This window comes from Solihabitans fulvus, assembly GCF_008386585.1.
Taxonomy (GTDB): domain Bacteria; phylum Actinomycetota; class Actinomycetes; order Mycobacteriales; family Pseudonocardiaceae; genus Solihabitans; species Solihabitans fulvus.
The window spans coordinates 40836-62126 of sequence record NZ_VUOB01000010.1 but is presented as its reverse complement, the minus strand read 5'-3'; the positions used below and the strand labels follow the sequence as shown (position 1 = coordinate 62126).

The following is a 21291-nucleotide window of genomic DNA, read 5'->3' as shown; positions in this document are numbered from 1 at the left end:
GTTGATCAAACCCGGGCCGAATTCGACGTGACCTGTGTCGAACGCGAGGTTGTCGGAAAGTCGCCGGAACCGCGCGGGCTGTTCTAGCGTCAACTCCACACGAACGGCCGATTGAGGGGATAGCCGTGAGCGAACCAAGCGGACTCAGGGCGGAACTCGAAGCCCGCAACGCGGCGATGCGCGAGCAGGTCGACGGCCTGCTGGCCGAGCTGCGCAAGAAGACCGACGAGCTGAAGGACACGCAGGCGAAGGCGTTCGCGGTGACCGCGGACGCGGTCTCGCCCGACGGCACCGTGCGCGCCTCGGTCGACGCGACCGGCGTGCTCACCAAGCTGGAGTTCGCGCCGAGCTCGTTCGAGCGCAGCACCCCGGAGAAGCTGGCCAGGACCGCGACCGAGACGATCCTCCAGGCCGCGGGCAAGGCGCGCGCCCAGGTGTCCGAGGCGTTCGAGCCGCTCCAGGACGGCCCCTCGATCGACCTGTCCGAGATGCTGCCGGGCCTGCCGTCGATGAAGGACCTGATCCCGCCGGTCCCGCCGCTGCCGCAGCCAAGCGCGGAAGCGCCGCAGCGGCGCGCTCGCCCGGCCGATGACGACGAAGAGGGCGGCTTCATGGAGAGGACTTCGTGGTGAGCGGCGGCGGGTACGAGGTCGATGTCGCCGCGCTGCGCAGCGGCGGCGACAGCTTCACGCACACCGGCGACGCGATCGAGGCGGTCCGGTCGACGCTCCAGAACGCCCTGGACAGCGAGGGCACCTGCTGGGGCGGCGACGACTCCGGCAAGGCGTTCGTCAAGGAGTACGGGCCCAACTCGGCCAACGCGCTCGACGCCTTGAAGAGCATGGTGCAGGCCATGAACGACATACGCACCGGCATTGACCAGTCGGCTGACGCGTACGGCGGTTCGGACGCGGGCAACGCCCACGGCGTCAAGTCGACTTACTAGATCTGGGGAGCAATCCGGTGGGAATCGAGATCCCGAGCGAGGTCACCTGGCTCTTTCCGATCGTGGTCGGGCAGAGCTGGCCGGAGGGCGACGAGACCGCCCTGCGCAGATTGGCCGATGCCTGGAAGGCTGCGGCCGCCGGCATCAAGGAGACCATCGACGAGGGCAACAAGTCCGCGAGCATGGTGGTGGCCGCGCAGACCGGCCAGGCCGCGGAAAACTTCCAGGAGTACTGGAAGAAGTTCACCGACGGTGACGATTCCTACCTGCCCAAGCTCCAGAAGGTCTGCGAGCAGCTCGCGGACAGTTGCTCGAACTCCGCGCTGGAGATCGAGTACACGAAACTCTCGATCATCGCGTCGCTGATCATGCTGGCGATCACGATCGCCACACTGATCGCCAACGCCATCGAGACCTTCGGCGCGTCGACCGCCGGCATCCCCATCGCCCAACAGGCGACCAGACTCGTCGTCCAGTTCGCGTTCAAGGAACTGGTCATGGCGATCATCAAGAACGTCGTGATCTCGGTGGGTATCGACGCCGCGATCCAGGGCGTGCAGATGCTCAAGGGCGACCGCAAGAACTGGGACTGGGACAAGACCAAGGGCGCGGCCATCTCGGGCGCGATCTCGGGCGCGGTCGGCGGCCTGTCCGCGGGCGTCAAGCTGCCCGGCACCGGAATGCTCGGCGCGACCGCGTTCGGCGCGGCGAAGGGCGCCGTCGAGGGCGTCGCCATCACCGGCCTCACGGCGGCGGCGACCGGCCAGTCGATCGACGCGAAGGGCCTGCTGTTCGGCGCCACCTCCGGAGCAGTCGGCGGCGGCGTCGGCGGCGCGGCGGAGCACCTCAAGGTCGACCCGGTGCACGTCGGGACGCCGCCTGGTGAGTCGGCGCCGACCGGCGCGCCCGGCCACGGGTCCGGCTCCGGCCACGAGCCGGGCAGCGGCGAGTCGGGTTCTGGTTCTGGCTCCGGCTCGGGTTCTGGTTCCGGCTCTGGCTCGGGTTCCGGCTCCGGCGGGGGCCACGTGTCCGAGCCGCCGACCGTGCACGAGCCCTCTGGGACCGGCGGCGGTTCCGGCTCCGGTGGCGGCACCGGTGGTGGCACGGGCGGCGGCGGCACCGGTGGCGGCGGCGCGGTCAACCGCGAGGGCCTGAACCCGGTCGGCACCCACGAGTCGCCGAGCACCAGCACCTCGGGCGCGACCGCGACCGCCGAGCCGAGGGTGCGCGAGACGCCGACCATCGGGAGCAACGGCGGCGGAGAGCAGCACGTGCCCTCCGGCGGCGGAGGGATTCCTTCGCAGGGCGGCGGCGGGTTCTCCGCGCCGGGCGGCTCCGGCGGCCACGCGTCGACCGAGTCGAGGCCCTCCACGGGATCCACCGGGTCGACCGGGTCGTCCGGCGCGAGCAGGCCGAGTGTCGCGGAGCGTCCGGCGGCCGCGTCCGAGCGTCCCGCTGCGGCGTCCGAGCGTCCGGCGGCGAGCGCCGGCACGCCGCGGGCGAGCGACCCGGCCCAGGGCAGCGCGCCACGGCAGTCCGGCGGTACCCCTGCTGGCGAGCGCGTCGCGGCCGGATCCGACCGGCCGTCGGCCGGTTCCGGCGCGCCGAGGATGGGCGGTGGCGGCGAGCGCGCCGCGACCGCGCCCGAGAACACGGGCGCGCCGAGGCAGTCCGGTGTCGGCGGCGGTGAGCGCGCGCCGATCGGGTCCGAGCGGCCGGGCGGCCAGCCGGCCGGCGGCGGCATGCGGCCGACGCCCGAGCGGCTCGGCGGCGGCGTGCCAGGCGGGTCCGAGCGCGCGCCGAGCAACTTCGCGGGCGGTTCGCACCAGACCAGCGACCGGCCCCTCGGCGGGACCGGCGCGCCGAGGACCGGCGAGCCGGCACTGGGCGGTTCGTCGAACGGAAACCATGCGCCGCAAGGGGATCCGGCCGCTGGCCGGCCGATGCCCGGCGGTTCGGCACACCCCGAGAGCCAGGCACCCGTGCCCGGCCACCCCGGCGGCCAGGCGCCGACGCCAGGAGTCCAGCACCCCGGCGGCCAGGCACCCGTGCCCGGTCACGTGGGCGGCCCGACCCCGGGAATCTCCCACCCCGGCGGCGAGGCGCCCGTGCCCGGTCACCCCGGTGGCGAACCGCGCCCGGCAGCGGCCAGCGCGGCCTCCGCGCCGGTTGACAACCGTCCGGCCCCGACCGGCGGCAACGGCTTCGAAACGCACCCCGGCGAGCAGCAACGGCCCGGCACGGCCGGTCCCGGCGGCGCTCCGGGAGGTGCGCCAGGCGGCTTCATGGGCGGCGGCGGCGCACCCGGTGGCGCGGCGGGCGGCGGAGCTGGCGGCGGTGGCCGTGGCCCGTCGGCGCAGTCCTCCAACTTGTTCGCGCACTCCGAGGGCTCGCTGAACTCCGGCGGCCCGCGCAACCAAGGCTTCACGCCGCCAGAGCAGACCGGCGGACGGCGATCGCAGGGCACCGAAGCGGCGGGAGCCAGCGCGGAGCCCATCGCGCCGAGCCGTCCCTACGGCGACGGCGGGCAGCAGCCGGCCATGCCGGAACAGCGCGGCCCAGCCAACCAGGGGTCGTCCTTCGGTCCGACCGGGGAGTTCGGCCCCACCGGCGGCGGCGGTTTCGGCCCCACCGGCGCGCAACCGCATCCCGGCGAGTCCGGCCCGCGCCCCGGCCCGGCCGCGACGCGTGCCGGTCAGGACTCCCCGCGCGTCGGCGAGAACACGCCGCGTCCCGGTGAGTCCGGTCCGCGTCCGGGTTCGGCGGCGACGCGTGCCGGTCAGGACACGCCGCGCGTCGGCGAGAACACGCCGCGTCCCGGTGAGTCCGGTCCGCGTCCGGGTTCGGCCGCGATGCGTGCCGGCCAGGACACGCCGCGCGTCGGCGAGCCCGGTCAGCGTCCCGGTGAGGCGACACCGCGTCCTGGTTCGGCCGCCATGCGTGCCGGTCAGGACACCCCGCGCGTCAGCGACACCGCTCCCCGACCTGGCGACGGCACGCCGCGCCCCGGCGAGTCGGGTTCGCGTCCCGGCGAGGGGACCCCGCGCCCTGGCTCGGCGGCGATGCGTGCCGGTCAGGACACGCCGAGGGTCGGCGAGAACACGCCGCGTCCCGGCGAGTCCGGCCCGCGTCCCGGCCCGGCCGCTACGCACGTGGGCGAGAACGCCCCACGTCCCGGCGAGACCGCCCCGCGCCCGGAGGGCACGCAGCCCCGTCCGGAGGGCACTGGCCCGCGTCCCGAGGGCACGCCGCGTCCGGAAGGCACGACCCCGCGTCCCGGCGAGACCGCGCCGCGACCCGAAGGCGCGACTCCTCGTCCCGAGGGCACAGCGCCGCGCCCCGAAGGCACCGGCCCGCGTCCCGAGGGCACGCAGCCGCGCCCAGAGGGCACGACTCCTCGCCCTGGGGAGACCGCGCCGCGTCCCGAGGGCACCGGTCCTCGTCCGGAAGGCACTGGCCCCCGTCCGGAAGGCACTGGCCCGCGTCCGGAGGGCACGCAGCCGCGTCCCGAGGGCACGACTCCGCGTCCTGGCGAGAACACCCCGCGTCCCGAGTCCGGCCAGCCCGGTCGCGAGGCGCCCGCCGGCCGGCACGCGGCCGACGAGGCTCCCGGTCAGCGTCCCGAGGGCCAGCGCCCAGAAGGCACGCGTCCCGAGGGCTCGCCGGCGCACGAGCAGCCCGCCGGCCAGCACGAGCAGACCGGCACTCCGCACGAGCCAACCAACGGCAACCACCTGGTCGACGAGAACCTGCAACACGCTGCGGCGCAACACGAAGGCGCGACCGGCGAGCACCAGTGGCCGGACCACCCGACCGACGGCCAGCACGCCCCGGCCGGGCACGAGCCCGACCTCGCGCCGGCTTCTCGCGGCCCGGCTCCCGACCCGAGCAGCCTGCCGCACAAGAACTTCGACGGCGACCCGATGGGCCTGCACGAGCACGCGCAGCCCGGCGACTTCCACTCGCTGCACGACAGCACCGGACCCAACGACCGGGTGATCGGCACCTACGACGAGCGCGCCGCCGCGCTCGTCGAGCCGGACTACACGCCGTGGGGCAAGGACCACGACAGCCGCGAGTCGTTCAACGACGAGTTCCAGCCTGGCGGTGACTTCAGCAAGACCGACTGGCCGCCGAACGAGGGCGCGCTCAAGCCGCCGGAGATCGTGGAACTGCCGGCGGGCACGGTGTTGGACCGCTTCGGCGGCCCGAACGGCGAGTTCCTGTCGCCGCTGCGCCCGGACGGCACGCCCTACGGCTACGGCGAGCGGGCGATCCTGCCGGACAGCATCGGCAACGGCTACCACGTCTACGTCCTCGACCGGCCGATCAAGGTCAGCATGGCCGAGGTCGCCCCTTGGTTCGGCCAGGAGGGCGGCGCCCGCCAGGTCAAGCTGGTGTTCGATCCGGCGCTCGCGGCCGACGGCGCGAAGAACCTGACGGTCAAGGATCTGTTCCGCAACGACATGATCCACGAGGTCGACCACATCCCGACGGACGGCAAGGTGCTGCCGGCGGAGTTCGGCACCCGGGACGCGGACGGCAACCTCCGCACCCCGCCCGAGGTCAACGTCTCCGACGCGAAGACCCCGCACCCCGACCAGCCGACGGCCACGCCGCCCGGCGAGCAGCACCCCTCGACGACCGGCGAGCACCCCACCACCGAGCCGCCGACCACCGAGACGCCGACCACCGAGACGCCGACCGGCGAGCACCCGACCGGCGAGCACCCGACCACCGAAACGCCGACCGGCGAACACCCGACCGGCGAGCACCCGACCACCGAAACGCCGACCGGCGAACACCCGACCGGCGAGCACCCCACCACCGAGTCGCCAACCCAGGAACACCCGACCGGCGACCAGCAGCACCCGGACCAGCAGCACCCGGACCAGCACGAGGCGCCGACCCACCTCACCGGCCCCAACGGCGAGATCGGCCCCGAGCTGCCGAAGGAACTCCACGCGGCGGCGGAGGTCGGCAGGGTCACGGACGGCGGACGGTCGTTCCACACCGAGGAGAACCTCCGGCGGCTGGGCGACCTGGTCGCACCCGACGCGGACGGGCGCTTCTCGCTGGACATGCACGGTGACCGCAACGGCGGGTTCATCGGCGGCAAGCATTACTCGATGGACGAGATCGAGACGCTCCTGCGGAGCGACCCGACCTACCGCGAGGGCCAGCCGATCAGGGCGTTGATGTGTGACGCGGGCGCCGACCCGCGCGGGTTCGCCGCCGAGCTCTCCCGCAGGATGGGCGTCGAGGTCATCGCGCCGGACAACCTGTTGTGGTCGGACAAGGACGGCAACGTCTACTCGGCGGGCGGCCACGAGGTCAACGGCCGCACGGAACCGAACATCCCGCCGGACGGCGGCTGGCAGTCGTTCCACCCGGACGGCACCGCGGAGCCCATCGGCGAGCACGGCTTCCCGCCCGGCCACACGCCGACCGGCGACCTGGCCGACCACTTGCAGCACGGCGACGACCACGCGCACCCCGGCGACGCCGGCGAGCACGGCCCCGGTCACGCCGACGATCTCGGGCCGCAGGCGCGGTCGGCTGATACGTGGGAGCCGCCGCTCACCCTGAACCACGAGGACGTCACGACGCTCGGCCACGACGAGTCGATCTTCCGCACGGACAAGGTGACGCTCGAACCGGACACCACCTACACCGTGCACGACGCGGACGGCAACGTCCGCAGCAAGGTGTACGTCGACGAGAACGGCAACGTCTCGGTCGAGGCGAACAATCCCAACAAGCGCAGCGAGACCAACCCGGAGATCACCCACCCGATGCCCGGGGCCGAGTACCGGGTGCACAGCGGGAATCGGGACCAGGCCTTCGTTTCCGACGGCAACGGCGGGTACGTCAGGGATAACACGGGCGGCGTCTCCAAGCCCAAGCTCATCGAAACGCCGCCGGAGCCTGTCAACCGGGAGACCAGGCAGGCCTCGATGCCGGGGGAGACGTTCAGCGACCGCACCGACCTGCCCAAGAACACCCGCATCACGGTGGAAGACCACGACGGCAACCACCAGGCGACGATCCAGACCGACGCCAACGGTGCGGTCAAGTGGGTGAGCGCGCCGGAGCGGATCGACGGCGTCGGCGCCAACCCCGAGCTGGCGAACCAGATCAAGGACACCAACTACCGCGTCGAGAAGGGCCCGCTCTACCAGCAGTACCGGGTCGAGGCGAACGGCCACTCCGAGCCCGCGGTGCCCGACAACCGGCCGACGGCGACCAAGACCACCGACGTCGACTCGACCGCCCCGAAGAAGATTCAGGGCCTTCAGCCGACCGACCGCACGGCCTTCAGTGACAAGCAGGAGACCGCGGCCGGCAAGCCGAAGCTGGACGCCAACACCGAGTACAACGTGAAGGACAAGAACGGCCAGCCAAGGGGCACGTTCATCACGGGCGACGACCGGCGGATCGAGTACATCGACACGCACTCCGGGCAGCGCGCCAGGACCAACCCCGAGATCGGCAACGCGCCGGCGCACGCGCAGGTCACGCCGGACGGCTTCTACGGGATCACCGGGCGCGACGGCACCCCGATGGGCAAGGACCCGGCCAGCGGCTGGCCTGCGCCGGCCAAGGGCGAGGTGGAACTCACCCAGTCCGAGGGCCGCGACGCCAACAACAAGAAGATCAAGGTCGTCACCCCGACGGACGGCGACACGACGCATTGGACGGCCGACCAGCAGCGCGACGCCCTCTCGCCGTTCGGGGGCAACAAGACCTTCTCGGACCGGGAGCTGCCGCCGGACACGCGTTTCAACCTCGTCGACGAGGACGGCCACGGGTACGGCACGTTCCAGACCGACGCCAACGGCGAGGTCGCGTTCGTGCACACCTACGCGCCGTTCAACGCGGACCTCAACAACCTCCCGCCCAACACCACGGTCCGCGTGGACGATGGCGCGACGATGTTGCGGACCAACGAGAACGGCCACACGGAGGCCACGACCAGCAGGCTGGAACCCGGCAACAACATGGACATCCGCCGGGACGAGTCGGCCCAGGGCGAGGTCGGTCGGCAGGCCGGCCGGGAGGTCCAGATCGACAAGGCAACGGGCCTGCCCAAGACGCACCTCGACCGGCAGTCTGGTCTGCAAGTGGAGGATCTCAAGAACGTGGCCGACGGCGGTCACCACAAGGGCAACGAGTTCGGTGGTCCCGGTGAGGGCGGCAACCAGTCCACCCAGCAGCGCGACCAGAACCAGGCCAACAACCGGCCTGCCTTCGTCCCGGAGGAGACCTGGTGGCAGATGGAACGGGACGTGAGCGACTTCCTGGATAACGGCGGTAAAGTCGATCAGTTCAACACGTTCGCTCTGTACGACCCCGGAGCGGATGTGCCGCACACGTTCGAGGCACGCTGGGTGCAAGAGTGGCCGAACGGCGACGTCACGATCACGATCAGGAGTTACCTGAATGAGCACAATGCCGCCCTCTGGCCAGCCAACTTCTGAGCAGCTGCGGCGCCAGGACCTCATGCAGCAGATCGGCATCGCGTTGCTGGATGTCGCGCCGGACAACTGGCGGCGCATCGACCTGCTCGCCAGGATGACCTCGACGGTCCAGGACCTCGCGCTGACCGTGTACCTGGCGGACACCACCACGCCCGAGGTGGTGCCGCCGCGCGGCATCGGCGTCGCGCTGGCGGAGCTGCGCCAGCTGATGTACGAGCCGGGGCGCGGAACCTGGTTCTCGGCCCGCTGCACCATCGACCCGCCAGGGAAGTTCAACATCAGCTACAACACGGATCACGACCCGAACTGGAACCCGCCGCTGCTTGCCGAGCCGTGGGTCCGCGACCTTCAGGCGTACCCGAGGGACGACGAGCACACCCCGGACTGGCTGCGTGCGAAGCTGACCGACGCGCGCCGTGAGGAGCAGAACTGATGACCGCGCCGCAGGGGCCGCTGCACCCGGAGGAGCAGACAGAGCTGCTCCGCTCGCTCACCGTCCTGTTCGTGCACGCACTCCCGGGTGACTGGGGCCAGCTCTGGGTGGACTTCCGCTCGGTCGGCAGCCACGTCGAGCTGACCGGCACCGTGCTGAACGTCTTCGGCCACACGGACGAGTGGACTCCGCCGGACGAGGCGGTGGCGTACTTCACCCGGCTCCGCGCCGGCATGTACCGGCCGGGCGAGGGCACCTGGACCAGCGCCAAGTACCACCTGGCCCACCCGGACACGTTCTCGGTCGACTACGACTGGAAGAACGAGCCCGACTTCGACCTGCCGGTGTCGCAGGCCTACTTCCGCGAGGAGCTGGCGACCTTCCCGCGCGCCGAGGAGAACATCCCGGAGTGGCTGCGCGAGAAGGCGGGCCTCGGCCCGGCGCCGGAGCGGCCTGCGCCCGCGGCCCGGTCGGGCTTCTACCTCGCCCCCGTGTTCGACGGCACCTCCGAGCAGGGACAGCCCGTCGTCGACCGTCCCGCGATGCACCCGCAGGACCTGTCGGCGGTCCTCGACTACCTCAAGAGCGCGCCGGTCGTGCTCGCCGCGCGCGGCTACGGCAGGAACGCGTTCGCGCCCGACGCCGAGCCGACCGTGCCGCTGACCTACCACACCGACGGCACCTGGGTGTGGGCCGGCGCGACCCCGTACTACCTGGAGACGCGGCGCGTGCCGCCGCCCCCGCAGCTGGTCAAGCACATCCGCGAGCTGCACCACCAGGTCCCCGAGGTCGACGAGGACACCCAGTCGGCCGCGATCGCGGTGGCCACCGGACAGGCCGAGCCGCTGCCCATCCCGCCGTACCAGCCCAGGGTGATCGACGACCGCGAGCGCGGCGTCCTGGACAAGCTGCGCAGGCGGCTGGACAAGTTCCACGTCAGGCCGCACGAGTACGCGATCCTGGAGCCGAAGCCCGACGCCATGGTGCTCGAGCCGGTGCCGGACGGCGAAGGCTGGCAGATCAGCTACTGGGACCCGGACCGTGGCCCCAGCCCGAGGGGCGTCTACCCGAACGTGGGCTCGGCCGCGACCTGGCTGCTCGGCGACCTGCTCTTCCAGGAGGAGGAGGACGGCACCCGGGAACGGTTCTGGGCGTCGCAGCAGGCCGCCGATCCCCAGGCCGCGCCTGCCCAGCCCGTCCAGGCCCCGGCAATCGTGCCGCTGCCCGACGAGCCGCCGCTGTCGCTGTTCAAGGACCGCCAGCAGGTGGAGCTGCCGGCCGGCACCGAGGTGGACCGGTTCGGCTACTCGACGGGCAACCTGGCCTACGCGGCTGGGACCCGCTACGCGAACCGGTCGCTGCCGCCGGACTGGATCAACCGGGGCTACCACATCTACCGGTTGGAGCGCCCGCTGCCGGCGGTCACCGGCGTCGCGGTGCCGTGGTTCGGGCAGCCCGGCGGCGGCCGCGCGTTCCTGCTGCCGCGCTCGATCGAGGACCTCCTCGCCGACGGCAGCCTCGTGGAGATTCGTGAGGCGACGACCCAGCCGCCTGCTCCGCAACAGTGATCAAGCATTGTGCCTGGTAGGGAGCCTGTGTTAGAAGTGGGCAGCGGGTCGTCGTGTGGACCCGCTGCCCTTCGGGGGAAGATGTGCTGGTGTCCGAGCCCACGCCGTTGAACCCAACCGAGCAGGACGCCCTGGTCAAGCAGATCGGGCTGACCCTGATGCGGGCCGCTCCCGACGACTGGCGTCAGGTCGTCGCGGAGTACCGCGCCACGGGGCGGTACTTCGAGCTGGCCGCCGAGCTGCACGCCGCCGACGGCTCCGTCCGGGGCTGGACGGTGCCCAAGGAAGTCGCCCCGCTGTTCGCCCGGTTGCGCGCCGGGATGCACCGGGAGGGCCGGGGCAGCTGGTTCAACGCGCGCTACAACCTGGACTACCCGTCCAGCTACAACCTGGACTTCGATCGCGCCGAGCCGAACTGGCAGGCGCCGCCCCCGCCCCAGGCGTACTTCGACGAGCTGCGGTTCTTCCCGCGCACCGAGGAGAACGTGCCGGACTGGCTGCGCCGCAGGGTCGTCCCGCCGCAGCCGGTCCCGCCGCAGGCCGGGCCGAAGCCGGGGCGCAGCTTCCGCACCGCGCGGGTCTTCGACGGCGCTGGCGCCGACGGTCGCCCCTCGGTCAACCGGCCCCCGGTGCCCGAGCACGAGCGCGAGCTGCTGCTCGACTACCTCGACCGCGCTCCGGTCGCCGTGGCGGGTCGGGGCTACGACGCCGACGTCCTCGACCTCGCCGCACCCTCGGTGGTGCCGGTGGCGTTCCAGACCGACGGCAGCTGGATCTGGCCCGCCGCGGTCGGCTACTACCTGCGGACGTACGGCGTGCCGCCGGAGCCCGAGCTGGTCGACCGGATCAGGGCGAACGACTTCCGCGCGCCGGAGGTGCCCGAGGAGGCGAGGGCCGCCGCGGCGGCCAGCCTCGGCGCGCCGCCGGCCCCGCGCGACACCGCCATCGAGCCCGCCAAGCCCCGGCCGGACGCCGCCTCGCCGCCGCACGCCGACGCACACGGCCAGGCGACGGCCCTGCTGGCCACCCAGGAGCCGCGCGAGCACGCGCCGGCCTCAGACCCCGGGGCCGAGGTTCCCGGCGGCCTGGAGGGCGTCGAGGACACCGCGTCCCTGCTCGGGCTCTCGCCGTCGTTGGCCGAGCACGAGCGGGCGCTGAGCGAGCCCGAGGTCGGCGAGCCAGGGCTGTCGGCCGAGGAGCCCGCCGAGGACTGGCACTCCGCCGCCGACGAGGGCACGGGCGTCGAGGCAGGCGACACCCACGCGCTGTCGGCCGACCCGTTCGGCCAGGACTACGTGGCGCACCGGGACGAGCTGCCGGAGGGCGGGCACGAGCACGACGAGGTGAGTGCCGACCACGCCGAGCCGGTGGAGGCGGTCCACGGCCGTCACCCGACCGACGACGAGCCCGGTCTGAGCCACGCGGAACCGGGGCCCGCCGCTGACCCCGAGCCCGCCAGCCACGCGCCGGTAGACCACGACGCCGACGACCTAGGTGACCTCGCCGACCTCGACCGTCCTGGCCACGAGCACGCCGGCGGCTCCGCCGAGGCCGACTTCGAGCCGGTGGCGGCCGAGCGGCCCGCCGAGGCCGCGTCGGCGTTCGAGCGGCACGAGGACGTCGTCGCCCCGGCGGCATCGGACCTCGACGCGGCCGAGGACGACGGGCCGCCCTACCGGGTGCGGTTCGACACCGAGGACGACGACCGCGACCGAAGCAGGAACCGGCGCGTGCAGGCCAGCGATCCGGTCGACCTGTTCGCGCCGCAGCACTTCGACTCCTGGACCGAGTCCGAGGCGCCCGACTGGCAGCGCGCCGAGTCCGGCCACACCGAGTCCGGTCACACCGAGGCCGGCCACACTGAGTCCGGCCGCGCCGAGTCCGGCCGCGCCGAGTCCGGCCACACCGTGTCCGGTCACCCGGAGGCGAGCCACCCTGACGCCGGTCACCCCGAGGCCAGTCACCCCGAGGTGCTGGCGGCGCGGGCGGACCGCTCCGGGCACCGGTACCTCGACGAGCCTGCCGAGGAGCCGCAGGCGCTCGGCGCGGACCAGGGTGTCGGCTACTTCGACGTGTCCCACCGGAACCGCCGGGCCGAGCCAGCCGCAGACCGTTGGTCGGACCGCGATCCTGCGGTCGGGCGCGGTGGCGCGCCGGGCAGCGAGACGGACCGTTCCGTCTCGTCCGGCGGGGGCGACGAGCGCCCGCACCAGGTGGATTCCGCCGGCGACCGTTGGGCGGACCGTGATCCCGCCGAGGCCCGCAATGGCCGCGAGGCGCGCACCCCGGGGTCCGGGCCTGCCGCTGACCGCTGGGCTGACGCCGATCCCGCCGAGCCGCTCGACGGCCGCCAGGCGCGCACCCCGGGGTCCGGGCCTGCTGCCGATCGCTGGGCCGACGGCGATCCCGCCGAGTCGCGCGACGGCGGCCTCGAGGTGAGGTCGGGGGCCGACGCCGAGCGTGCCTTCCTCGCCGACCCCGGCCGGGACCACCCGCGCCAGTCTGACTCCGCCGCTGACCGCTGGGCGGACCGTGATCCCGCCGAGGCCCGTAACGGCCGCGAGGCGCGCACCTCGGGATCCGGGTCCGCTGCCGACCGTTGGGCCGACGGCGATCCCGCCGAGCTGCGCGACGGCGGCCCCGAGGCGAGGCCGGAGGTCGACGCCGAGCGCGCCTTCCTCGCCGACCCCGGCCGGGACCACCCGCGCCAGCCGGAACCCTCGGCCGACCGTTCGGTCGACCGCTGGGCCGACCGGGAGACCGGCGGCAGGGAGTCCGGCAGCCGCGAGTCCGGTGGCAGGGAGCATCCGCGCCAGCCGGAATCGCCTGCGGACCGCCGGTCGGACCGGGACCCGGCCGAGCGCCGCAACGGCCGCGAGCTGCCGCCGTTGCCGGAGCGGCCGAGGCTGACGCCGACCGAGGAGCAGCACGAGCTGGCCACCATGCGCCGGGTGCTCGACGAGCTGGAGGTGCCGCCGACGGCGTACAGGTTCGGCGAGCCCGCCGAGCGCGCCTGGTGGGTCCGCGCGGTCGGCGACACCTGGGAAGTGGCCTGGTACGAGCAGGGCCCGACCAACACCGTGCGCTTCGACCGGGTGGACGACGCGGCCGCGTACCTCGTCGGCAAGTTCGTCCTCGGCGGCAGCCGGTCGAGGCAGATCCCCGGCCGGCCGGGACCGCTGCCGGGCCAGCCGTCATTGCCGGGCCAGCCGCAGCTACCGGGCCAGTCGCCGTTGGCCGGGCAGCCGCCGTTGCCAGGTCAGCCGCCGTTGCCTCGGAACGGTCTTGGTCCGCAGTCGCCGCCACGCGGCCAGGCCCGTCCGCAGCGGATGCCGGTCGCCGCACCGCCTCGGCCGGAGCCGGTGCGGCAGGAGCAGAACCGTGCGGAGGCGGACGGACCGGCGCAGCCAAGGAGCTGGCCGATCAAGCCGCTGAACGGCGAACCGCCGCTGACCCTGTTCCGGCACAAGCGAATGCTTGAGCTGTCGCCCGGCGCCGAGCTGGACCGGTTCGGCGAGTTGGAGGGCAACCTCGTCTACGAGGCCGGCACGCCGTTCCAGCAGCGTTCGCTGGTCCCGTCCTGGGTGAACCGCACCTACCGGGTGTTCCGGGTGCGTCGTCCCATGGAGGTGCTGACCGGCGTCGCGGTGCCGTGGTTCGAGCAGCCCGGCGGCGGCACGGCTTTCCTGCTGCCCAAGCCGATCGAGGACCTGCTCGCCGACGGCGCGCTCCAGGAGATCCCGGCGGGCGACCCGCCGGCCTGAGCGCTCGGAGTCGAGCAGCGGGATGCCCCTGGCGCTACGGCGTCAGGGGCCGCCGAGTGAAGGCGGCGAAGGCGGTGGCGGGGAAGACGAGCATCGGCCCGCTGGGATTCTTGGAGTCGCGCACCGCCACCGCGTCGGGGAGCGGAGCCACCTCGACACAGTCGACGTCCTTGTCGTCGGCGCCGCTGCGGCTGCTCTTCCGCCACGCGATCTCGATGCAGTTGACGTTGCCTTCGTTGCCGCCGCTGTGGCTGCTCTTGCGCCACGCGATCTCGACGCAGTTGACGTTGCCTTCGTGAGCGCCGCTGTGGCTGCTCTTGCGCCAGATCAGGTCACCGGAGGCCATTCGTCGTCGCCTGCTTCCGCGTCGAAGTCGTTGGCCAGCTCGGTCATCCGCCTCAGCGAGTCCTCCTCGCCAAGTGCGAGTGCCAGCAGCCGCTCCTCACGCCGATGGTAGTCCGCGATGTCTGGGGTTTCCTCCAGGTAAATGTCGCCTGGTACGTAGACGATGTTGCGATGCTGGCCAATTCGAAAACGGACGAAGGAACCCTGCATGCCGGGGTGGCCGTGCCGCAGTCTGGGAAGTACACGGATGGTGATGTTGGTCCACGCAGCCATCTCGATCAGGTAGCCGAGTTGGGCGCGCATGACGGCTGGCCCGCCCACAGGGTTGCGTAGTGCGATTTCGTTGATGATCGCGGTATAGCTGGGTGCGTCAGGTCCGCTCAGCACGCACTGTCGAGCCAGTCGCGAGGTGACCCGATTGTCGATCTCTTGAAGGTCGGTCAGCTCCCCAATTTCGCGCATGACCGCCTCGATGTACGGCCTGGTCTGAAGCAGTCCAGGAATCAGCTCCGATTGGTAGGTGCCAATCGAGGTGGCGCGGGATTCGTAGGTGGAGATGGTCTGCAAAGCACGTTCGTATGGAGTGCTCGGTGGCTGCCAGAGGCCCGGCTTGGCGGCCTCGCGCGTGCGCCTTAGTAGGTCCGCGCGTGCGGGGCCGACAACTCGGTAGAGCGTAAGCAGTCCCGCCACATCCTCGACCTGTGGCATCTGCCGCCCTGCCTCCACATTGCAGATCTTGCTGGGGCTCGCGCCGATCAACATTCCGGCATGCTGTCCCTGCATTCCGGCCTGTTCGCGATACCGGCGCAGCTCCGCGCCGATCAGCTCGGACTGAACGGTGATGCGGTACATGGGCGACATCGCTCCATCATGGAGCCATCACCGCCGAAAAGCCCTTGGCACCAGGCACATCAACCGAAATCCACCCGAAGGTCGGAGACCGTTTCGCCGACCAAAACTAGTCGACCACCAACCCGTGCGCCCCGGCAAAGGCAACTGCCGTCCCGAGATCGATTCTCGCCCCGGCGAGTTTGGCCTGTACCAAGGCATTCGCGTCCAACTTCGCCCCGCGCAGGTCCGCGTCCGCCAACTTCGTGCCGAACATCCGCGCCCCGGTCAGGTCCGCGTCCCGCAGGTCCGCCTTGCGCAGATCCGCATCCGTCAGGTTCGCCTCGCGCAGCCGCAACCCTCGCAGGCTCAGGCCGCGCAGGTCCGCGTTGCTGAACCCCGCCAGCGTCAGGTCCGTCTCCACCAGCGTCCACGGCCGCAGCCGACACTGCGAGAACATCGACCCGAGCAGCGTGCTCGACTCGAACCGACTGTCCGCCAACACCGCCCGGTCGAACGTGCACGAATGGAACGCGGCCAGCGAATGCCGCGAATCACCAAGGTCCGCCCTGGTGAAGTCGCACCGGGTGAAGGTGCAGCCCCTGGTCACCAGACCGCGCAGATCGGCCTCGGTGAAGTCGCACTGCTCGAACGCCCGCCGCTCCCATTTCTCCCCGGTCAGCACGGCGTCGCTGAAGTCCTCGCCGACGACCTTCTCCAGCGGCTCGGTCACGGCACCACCACCACCGGACGCATCGAGTGCGCCAGCAGTCCCTTGGGCACCGTGCCGAGCAGCCCACCTCGCCGCCGCGACTTGCCGACCACGATGCAGTCCGCCTTCAGCTCGTCGGCGACCGACTCCAGCGCGGTCGCCGGGTCGCCGCGCTGGTGCACGACCTCCCAGTGCACGCCGTGCTCGCTGAGGTAGTGGCCCGCCGTCTCGCGCAGCTCGGCCAGGTACGCCTGCGCGGCCTCGGTCGCCGAGGCCATCCCCAGCGGCGTCCAGTAGGCAGCGCTGGTCACCGGCTCGACGTAGACGAGCACGAGCGTCGCGTTCTCCCGCCGCGCGAGGCCGGCCGCCCACGCCGCCGCGTTGAGGCTCGGCGGGCTGCCGTCAACGCCGACGACGACGCTGCTCACCCCGTCCTTGCCGATCTCGAACCCGGCCTTAGCAGCTTCTTCCGGCACGTCAGTGATCGTAGGCGTCAGGTCAGCCGAGTCGAGCCAGCACCTCCGTGGCGGCCCGTTCGCCCGATTGGATGGCCCCGTCGATGTAGCCGGTCCACTCGGTCGCGGTCTCCGCCCCGGCCCAGTGCAGCGGGCCGACCGGCTCCCGCAGCAGCGGGCCGTACCGGGTGAGCGCGCCGGGTGTGGCGAACGCGCCGTAGCCGCCGAGGCTCCACTGTTCGGCCGTCCAGTCCTGCTCCAGGTACGCCCGTGGGCTGCGCGCCCGTGGCCCGAAGAACTCGGCGAGGTCGTCGAGCACGGCGGCCCTGCGGTGCGCGGGCCCGAGTTTGGCCAGCGCGGTCGCCCTCGGCCCCTCGGAGAACGCGACCAGCACGCCGACCTCGCCGTGCTGCGGGGAGTTGTCGAACGTCATGTTGGTCAGCCGGTGATCGCTGACGAACTGACCGGAAAGCCCTGCGGCGCGCCAGAACGGCTCGTCGTAGACGACGTTGATCTTCAGCACCGAGCCCATCGGCAGCCGCCGCCGCAGCGTGACGTGATCGACCGGCAACGCCGGCTCGAACGCGATCCGGTCCACCAACGGCGGCGGCACGGCGAGCACGGCGGCACGCGCGACGAACTCCTCGCTCCCGGACCGCGCCAGCACCTGCCCGCCGTCCCAACGGATCGAGTGCACCGGGCACTCCGTGCGGACGGCCTCGCCGAGCCGTTCGGCAAGTAGTTCGGCGATCCGTTGGCTGCCGCCGACCACGCGCGCGTCCTGCGCGCCGCCCCTGGTGTTGATCAACGGGTCGAGCCCGCCCGCCGATGCGAAGTAGCTCAGCGCCCACAGCGCCGAGATCTCGCTCGGATCGGCGGAAAACGTTGCGTGGCAGATGATCTCGAAGAACGTGCGCCCGCCCTTGGTGCGCGCGGTGCGGCGGATCCAGCTGGCGAACGTCTCGCCGTCGAGCCGGATCGCGTCGCGGCTGTGCCACGGTTCCGCCGGGTTGATGCCGCGCAGCTGCCTGCCGAGCCGCAGCTGCGTCTGGCCGATGTCGGCCAGCGTCACCGCGCCGAGGAACGGGATCCGCGCGGACGTCTGAACGCGCCTCCCGTGGAACTCGATGATGTGCTCGCCGTCGTCGTAGGTGGGAAACGTCTTCAGGTCCAGCTCGGCGAGCAGCCCGAGCACCCGGTGCTGACCGGGGCCGACCCACTGGCCGCCCATCTCGACGACCGCGCCGTCCACGTCGGGGATCGGCGCGTTGAGGGTGCGGCCGCCGACCCGGTCGCGCGCCTCGAGAACAAGGACATCCAGTCCTTTGTGGACTAACTTTGTTGCGGCCGTGAGACCGGCCACCCCTGCACCCACCACGATGACGTCATGCATGGCACGCCCACCCCAAGTCGATGAACGTACGAAGGTATTGCGTTTCGGGTCACAGCGGAACCCGTGTGTCGCCGCGTACGGTGCTTGCGTGCTTCCTGCCGAAATGGTCGACCCTGCCCGAATCAACTGGCCGGTTCCCGAGCCCGAGCTGCCGGAAGGCGTGCACCTGGCCCTGGTGGAGGCCGCGCAGGCCGCCGCGACGGCCTATCGCGCCGCCAGGCACAGCCACGGCAGGGCCGACCTCGGCGCGACCGTGGCCGACGGCGCGGACGGCACGCCGACCATGCGGGTGGACGCCCTGGTCGAGGACGCGATCGCCGAGTCGGCGCACCGCAACGGCGTGAACCTGCTCAGCGAGGAGGCCGGTTTCCTCGACCACGGCTCGGCGGTCACGCTGGTCGTCGACCCGCTGGACGGCTCGTCGAACGCGGCGAGCGGCGTGCCGCTGTCCTGTTTCTCCGGGGTGGTGACCACCGACGGCGTGGCCAGCGAGGCGCTCACGGTCTGGCTGGACACCGGCCGCGCCTGGTGGGCGGAGGCGGGCCGGCCGACGCCGTACCGCACCAGCGGCCGGACGACCCTGGACGGCGCCTCGGTGAACCTGCACCGGCCCAAGGCCGGCAGCATGGACGGCTGGCACCGGTTGATGGGACGGATCGGGCGGCTTCGGGTGCTCGGCACCACGTGCCTTGAGGCGGCGCTGGTCGCGGAGGGCTCGATCGACGCCTTCGCCGACCCCGGCTCGGACGCGCACCGGCTCGTCGACCTGGCCGCCGCGCTGGTCATGCTGCCGTCGGCGGGCGGGGTGGTGCTCGACGTGCACGGCCGGCCGCTGACCTTCGACCCGGATCTCACCCGCAGGTGGTCGGGCGTGGTCGCGGCCACGCCGCAGCTCGGCGAGGACCTGGTCGCCGCGATCCTCGGCTAGCCGGCTGACGGCCGTCAGTCAGTCGCTGCTGGTCCGGGGCTCGACCAGGCAGTCGGGCCCCGGGTAGACCAGGCCCTCGTGCCCGTCGGCGAACCGCACCACGTACGGGGGCTCGCCGTCCTGGCCGCGCACCTCGACGATCTCGCCTTCGCGCTCCACGATTCCGACCACTCGGCTGTGCACGTGCAGTCGGTCGCCCACTGTCGCTCGCATGGCAACACACCTCCGCTGTTCGCCAGGGTAGGCCGGAACCGTTCCTCCGGACAGGCCCATGAACAGGGTGACTCAGCTGCACGCCTTCCGCAGCGTGTCCAGGTCGCTGACCTTGGAGTTGACCCAGTTCTGCACCGACTGGGGGTCGAAGTCGGAGACCTTGACGCTGGTCAGCTTCTGCGCCATGCCCTTCAGCGCGTCGCGGAGCGTGGTGTCGCCTGCCTGGTCGGCGAGCTTGCCGAGCTCCTCGGCCTTGCGGTGCGCGTCCTCGACGGACTTGGCCGGGTCGGACAGGTCCGGGGTGAACCCGCCCAGCTTCAGCGCGTCGACGCACACGCTGGCCTTGTCCTTCGCCTCGGCGGCGGCCGAGCAGCCCACCAGGCCGCCGGCCAGCCCGACCGCAGCCAGCGTGACCGCGATCGAACGTCCGTTCAGGCGCATGATGTCCCCCTGCTTCCGTGATCTTGCCGGTACTCCACGGTAGCGGGCTCAGCCGCGTCGCCGTCCGTACAGCCTGCGCACCACGTCGTCGATCGCCGGTTCGACGACCGCGATGTCGTGCACGTCGGCGCGCCCGGCGACCTCGGCGATCAGCTTCGCCGCGGTGGTCAGCTCGCGCCGGAACGCGAGGTGGTGGCGCAGCCCGCCAGCCTCGGCGCGCGCCGACACCACGCCGGGCAGGCCGTCGAGGTCGGCGACCGGCCGTTCGAGGTCCACCACCAGCACGCGCTCCGGGCTGACCTCGTCGCGCAGCTCGTCGAGCGGGCCGTCGGCGAGCACGGTGCCGTGGTCGATCACCATCAGCCGCCGGCACAGGCGCGCGATGTCGTCCAGGTCGTGGGTGGTCAGCAGCAGGGTGGTGCCGCGCCGCACGTTCAGTTCGGCGAGGAACTCGCGCAGCCGCTCCTTGGACTCCAGGTCGAGCCCGATGGTCGGCTCGTCGAGCACGAGCAGCTCGGGGGAGTGCAGCAGCGCGGCCGTCACCTCGCCGCGCATCCGTTGGCCCAGCGAGAGCTGCCGCACCGGCGTGGCCAGAAACGGTGCCAGGTCGAGGAGTTCGACGCACTCGGCGAGCCTGGCCGCGTGCTCGGTCCTCGGCACCCGGTAGATCTCCCTGAGCAGGTCGAAGCTTTCCGCGAGCGGCAGGTCCCACCACAGCTGGCTGCGCTGGCCGAAGACGACGCCGATCCTGGCGGCCAGTTCGCGGCGCTGGCGGGCCGGATCGAGCCCGCACACCCGGACGCGGCCGGAGCTTGGCACCAGGATGCCGGTCAACATCTTGATGGTGGTGGACTTCCCTGCCCCGTTGGGTCCCACGTAGCCGACGGACTCGCCGGCCGCGATCTCGAAGGAGACCGCGTCGACGGCGACGACCTTCCGATAGGTCCGCCGGAACCGGCCTGCCTGGCTCGCGACCGTGAACTCCCTGCGGAGATCGGCAACCTCGATCATGACCCCGTCCCTCGGTAGTGTCGAACGGCGAAGCGCCACAGCCATCCGGCGGCCGTCATGGCGACCAGGGCGACCACGGGTGACAGCCAGCTCACCCAGCCGGGCGCGCCGAGCGGGTCGGGCCGGCCGAGCACGGCCAGCGTCGGGTAGTAGGACACGAACGCGCCGGGCACCACGAAGGCGAGCAGTTTCCGCAGCCAGCCGCCGAACACGGTGATCGGGTACGAGGTGAACATGCCGCTGCCGTAGGTGAGCGTGTTGGGCAGTTCCGAGCTGTCGACCAGCCAGAAGGTGACCGAGCAGGCCGCGACCCAGATCGAGGCGAAGATCGCCGTGCCGGTGATCGGCGTGAGCACCACCAGGAACGCGCGCGGCGCCGTCCAGTCGATGTCCATTGTGGACAGTGCGTAGCCGAGCACGGCGAGCCCGGTCAGCGCCCGGCCGAGGCGGCGCAGCTGCACGTCGGCGACCATCAGCTGCGGCAGCGTGCCGAGCGGACGCATCAGCAGCACGTCGAAGTCGCCGCTGCGGATGTACCGCGACAGCCGGTCGAGGTCGCCGATGACGAGTTCGCTCAGCCCGAAGGAGATCGACGCGAACGCGTACATCACCAGCACCTCGCGCACCGCGAACCCGCCGAGCGCGCTGACCCGGCCGAACAGCACCAGGATCGCGATCATCTCCATGGCCTGGGTCAGCGCCTGGCCGAGGCAGTCGAGCGCGAAGGACACCCGGTAGGACAGCTGGGCGCGCAGCTTGGCGGCGATCAGCAT

General features: G+C 72.2%; 16 protein-coding genes. 7 read left to right on the top strand and 9 right to left on the bottom strand.

The genetic code is table 11. The annotated features are described in order from the left end of the window. The first annotated feature begins 125 nt into the window (after nt 1–125). From F0L68_RS05835 to F0L68_RS43370, 6 genes are all read left to right on the top strand, one after another. Entirely contained in the window at nt 126–632 is a 507-nt protein-coding gene (locus F0L68_RS05835; RefSeq protein WP_149848422.1) for a YbaB/EbfC family nucleoid-associated protein, read from the top strand. Next, nucleotides 629–946: a WXG100 family type VII secretion target gene (locus F0L68_RS05830; RefSeq protein ID WP_188316414.1), complete on the top strand. Its 318-nt coding sequence runs from the start codon at nt 629–631 to the stop codon at nt 944–946. The genes F0L68_RS05835 and F0L68_RS05830 overlap by 4 nt, the downstream gene beginning before the upstream one ends. Before the next feature lie 17 nt (nt 947–963). Further along, nucleotides 964–8427: a WXG100-like domain-containing protein gene (locus F0L68_RS44515; RefSeq protein ID WP_188316413.1), complete on the top strand. Its 7464-nt coding sequence runs from the start codon at nt 964–966 to the stop codon at nt 8425–8427. Then, the gene (locus F0L68_RS05805; RefSeq protein ID WP_149848417.1) at nt 8390–8860 is read left to right on the top strand and encodes a hypothetical protein; all 471 of its coding nucleotides are present in this window, start codon (nt 8390–8392) and stop codon (nt 8858–8860) included. The genes F0L68_RS44515 and F0L68_RS05805 overlap by 38 nt, the downstream gene beginning before the upstream one ends. After that, complete coding sequence (locus F0L68_RS05800; RefSeq protein WP_149848416.1) at nt 8860–10428, top strand: TNT domain-containing protein; 1569 nt, start codon at nt 8860–8862, stop codon at nt 10426–10428. Before F0L68_RS05805 ends, F0L68_RS05800 begins: the two co-directional genes overlap by 1 nt. An 89-nt stretch (nt 10429–10517) precedes the next feature. Next, nucleotides 10518–14192: a glycohydrolase toxin TNT-related protein gene (locus F0L68_RS43370; RefSeq protein ID WP_223198534.1), complete on the top strand. Its 3675-nt coding sequence runs from the start codon at nt 10518–10520 to the stop codon at nt 14190–14192. Nucleotides 14193–14226: 34 nt separating this feature from the next. Here F0L68_RS43370 and F0L68_RS05790 read toward each other — a convergent pair whose 3' ends face one another. From F0L68_RS05790 to F0L68_RS05770, 5 genes are all read right to left on the bottom strand, one after another. Then, nucleotides 14227–14538 (bottom strand): DUF397 domain-containing protein, encoded by a 312-nt coding sequence (locus F0L68_RS05790; RefSeq protein WP_149848415.1) that lies wholly within the window; start codon nt 14536–14538, stop codon nt 14227–14229. Continuing rightward, on the bottom strand, nt 14520–15389 hold the full coding sequence (locus tag F0L68_RS05785; protein ID WP_188316412.1) for a helix-turn-helix domain-containing protein: 870 nt from the start codon (nt 15387–15389) through the stop codon (nt 14520–14522). Before F0L68_RS05785 ends, F0L68_RS05790 begins: the two co-directional genes overlap by 19 nt. A gap of 106 nt (nt 15390–15495) precedes the next feature. After that, complete coding sequence (locus tag F0L68_RS05780; RefSeq protein ID WP_223198533.1) at nt 15496–16098, bottom strand: pentapeptide repeat-containing protein; 603 nt, start codon at nt 16096–16098, stop codon at nt 15496–15498. Then, nucleotides 16095–16553 (bottom strand): universal stress protein, encoded by a 459-nt coding sequence (locus F0L68_RS05775; protein WP_223198532.1) that lies wholly within the window; start codon nt 16551–16553, stop codon nt 16095–16097. The genes F0L68_RS05780 and F0L68_RS05775 overlap by 4 nt, the downstream gene beginning before the upstream one ends. Nucleotides 16554–16575: 22 nt before the next feature. Continuing rightward, on the bottom strand, nt 16576–17925 hold the full coding sequence (locus F0L68_RS05770; protein WP_149848412.1) for a flavin monoamine oxidase family protein: 1350 nt from the start codon (nt 17923–17925) through the stop codon (nt 16576–16578). A gap of 88 nt (nt 17926–18013) precedes the next feature. Here F0L68_RS05770 and F0L68_RS05765 point away from each other — a divergent pair, with 88 nt between their 5' ends. Next, on the top strand, nt 18014–18853 hold the full coding sequence (locus F0L68_RS05765) for an inositol monophosphatase family protein (RefSeq protein ID WP_223198531.1): 840 nt from the start codon (nt 18014–18016) through the stop codon (nt 18851–18853). Nucleotides 18854–18871: 18 nt separating this feature from the next. On the opposite strand, the gene F0L68_RS05760 is transcribed toward F0L68_RS05765, so the two are convergent. From F0L68_RS05760 to F0L68_RS05745, 4 genes are all read right to left on the bottom strand, one after another. Continuing rightward, nucleotides 18872–19066, bottom strand: coding sequence for a DUF1918 domain-containing protein (locus F0L68_RS05760; protein WP_149848411.1), 195 nt, complete (start codon nt 19064–19066; stop codon nt 18872–18874). Between the two features lie 72 nt (nt 19067–19138). Beyond that, nucleotides 19139–19507, bottom strand: coding sequence for a bacteriophage spanin2 family protein (locus F0L68_RS05755; RefSeq protein ID WP_149848410.1), 369 nt, complete (start codon nt 19505–19507; stop codon nt 19139–19141). Between the two features lie 48 nt (nt 19508–19555). Continuing rightward, a complete protein-coding gene (locus F0L68_RS05750; RefSeq protein WP_149848409.1) occupies nt 19556–20518 on the bottom strand; it encodes an ABC transporter ATP-binding protein in 963 nt (320 codons plus the stop codon). After that, entirely contained in the window at nt 20515–21291 is a 777-nt protein-coding gene (locus F0L68_RS05745) for an ABC transporter permease (RefSeq protein WP_149848408.1), read from the bottom strand. The genes F0L68_RS05750 and F0L68_RS05745 overlap by 4 nt, the downstream gene beginning before the upstream one ends.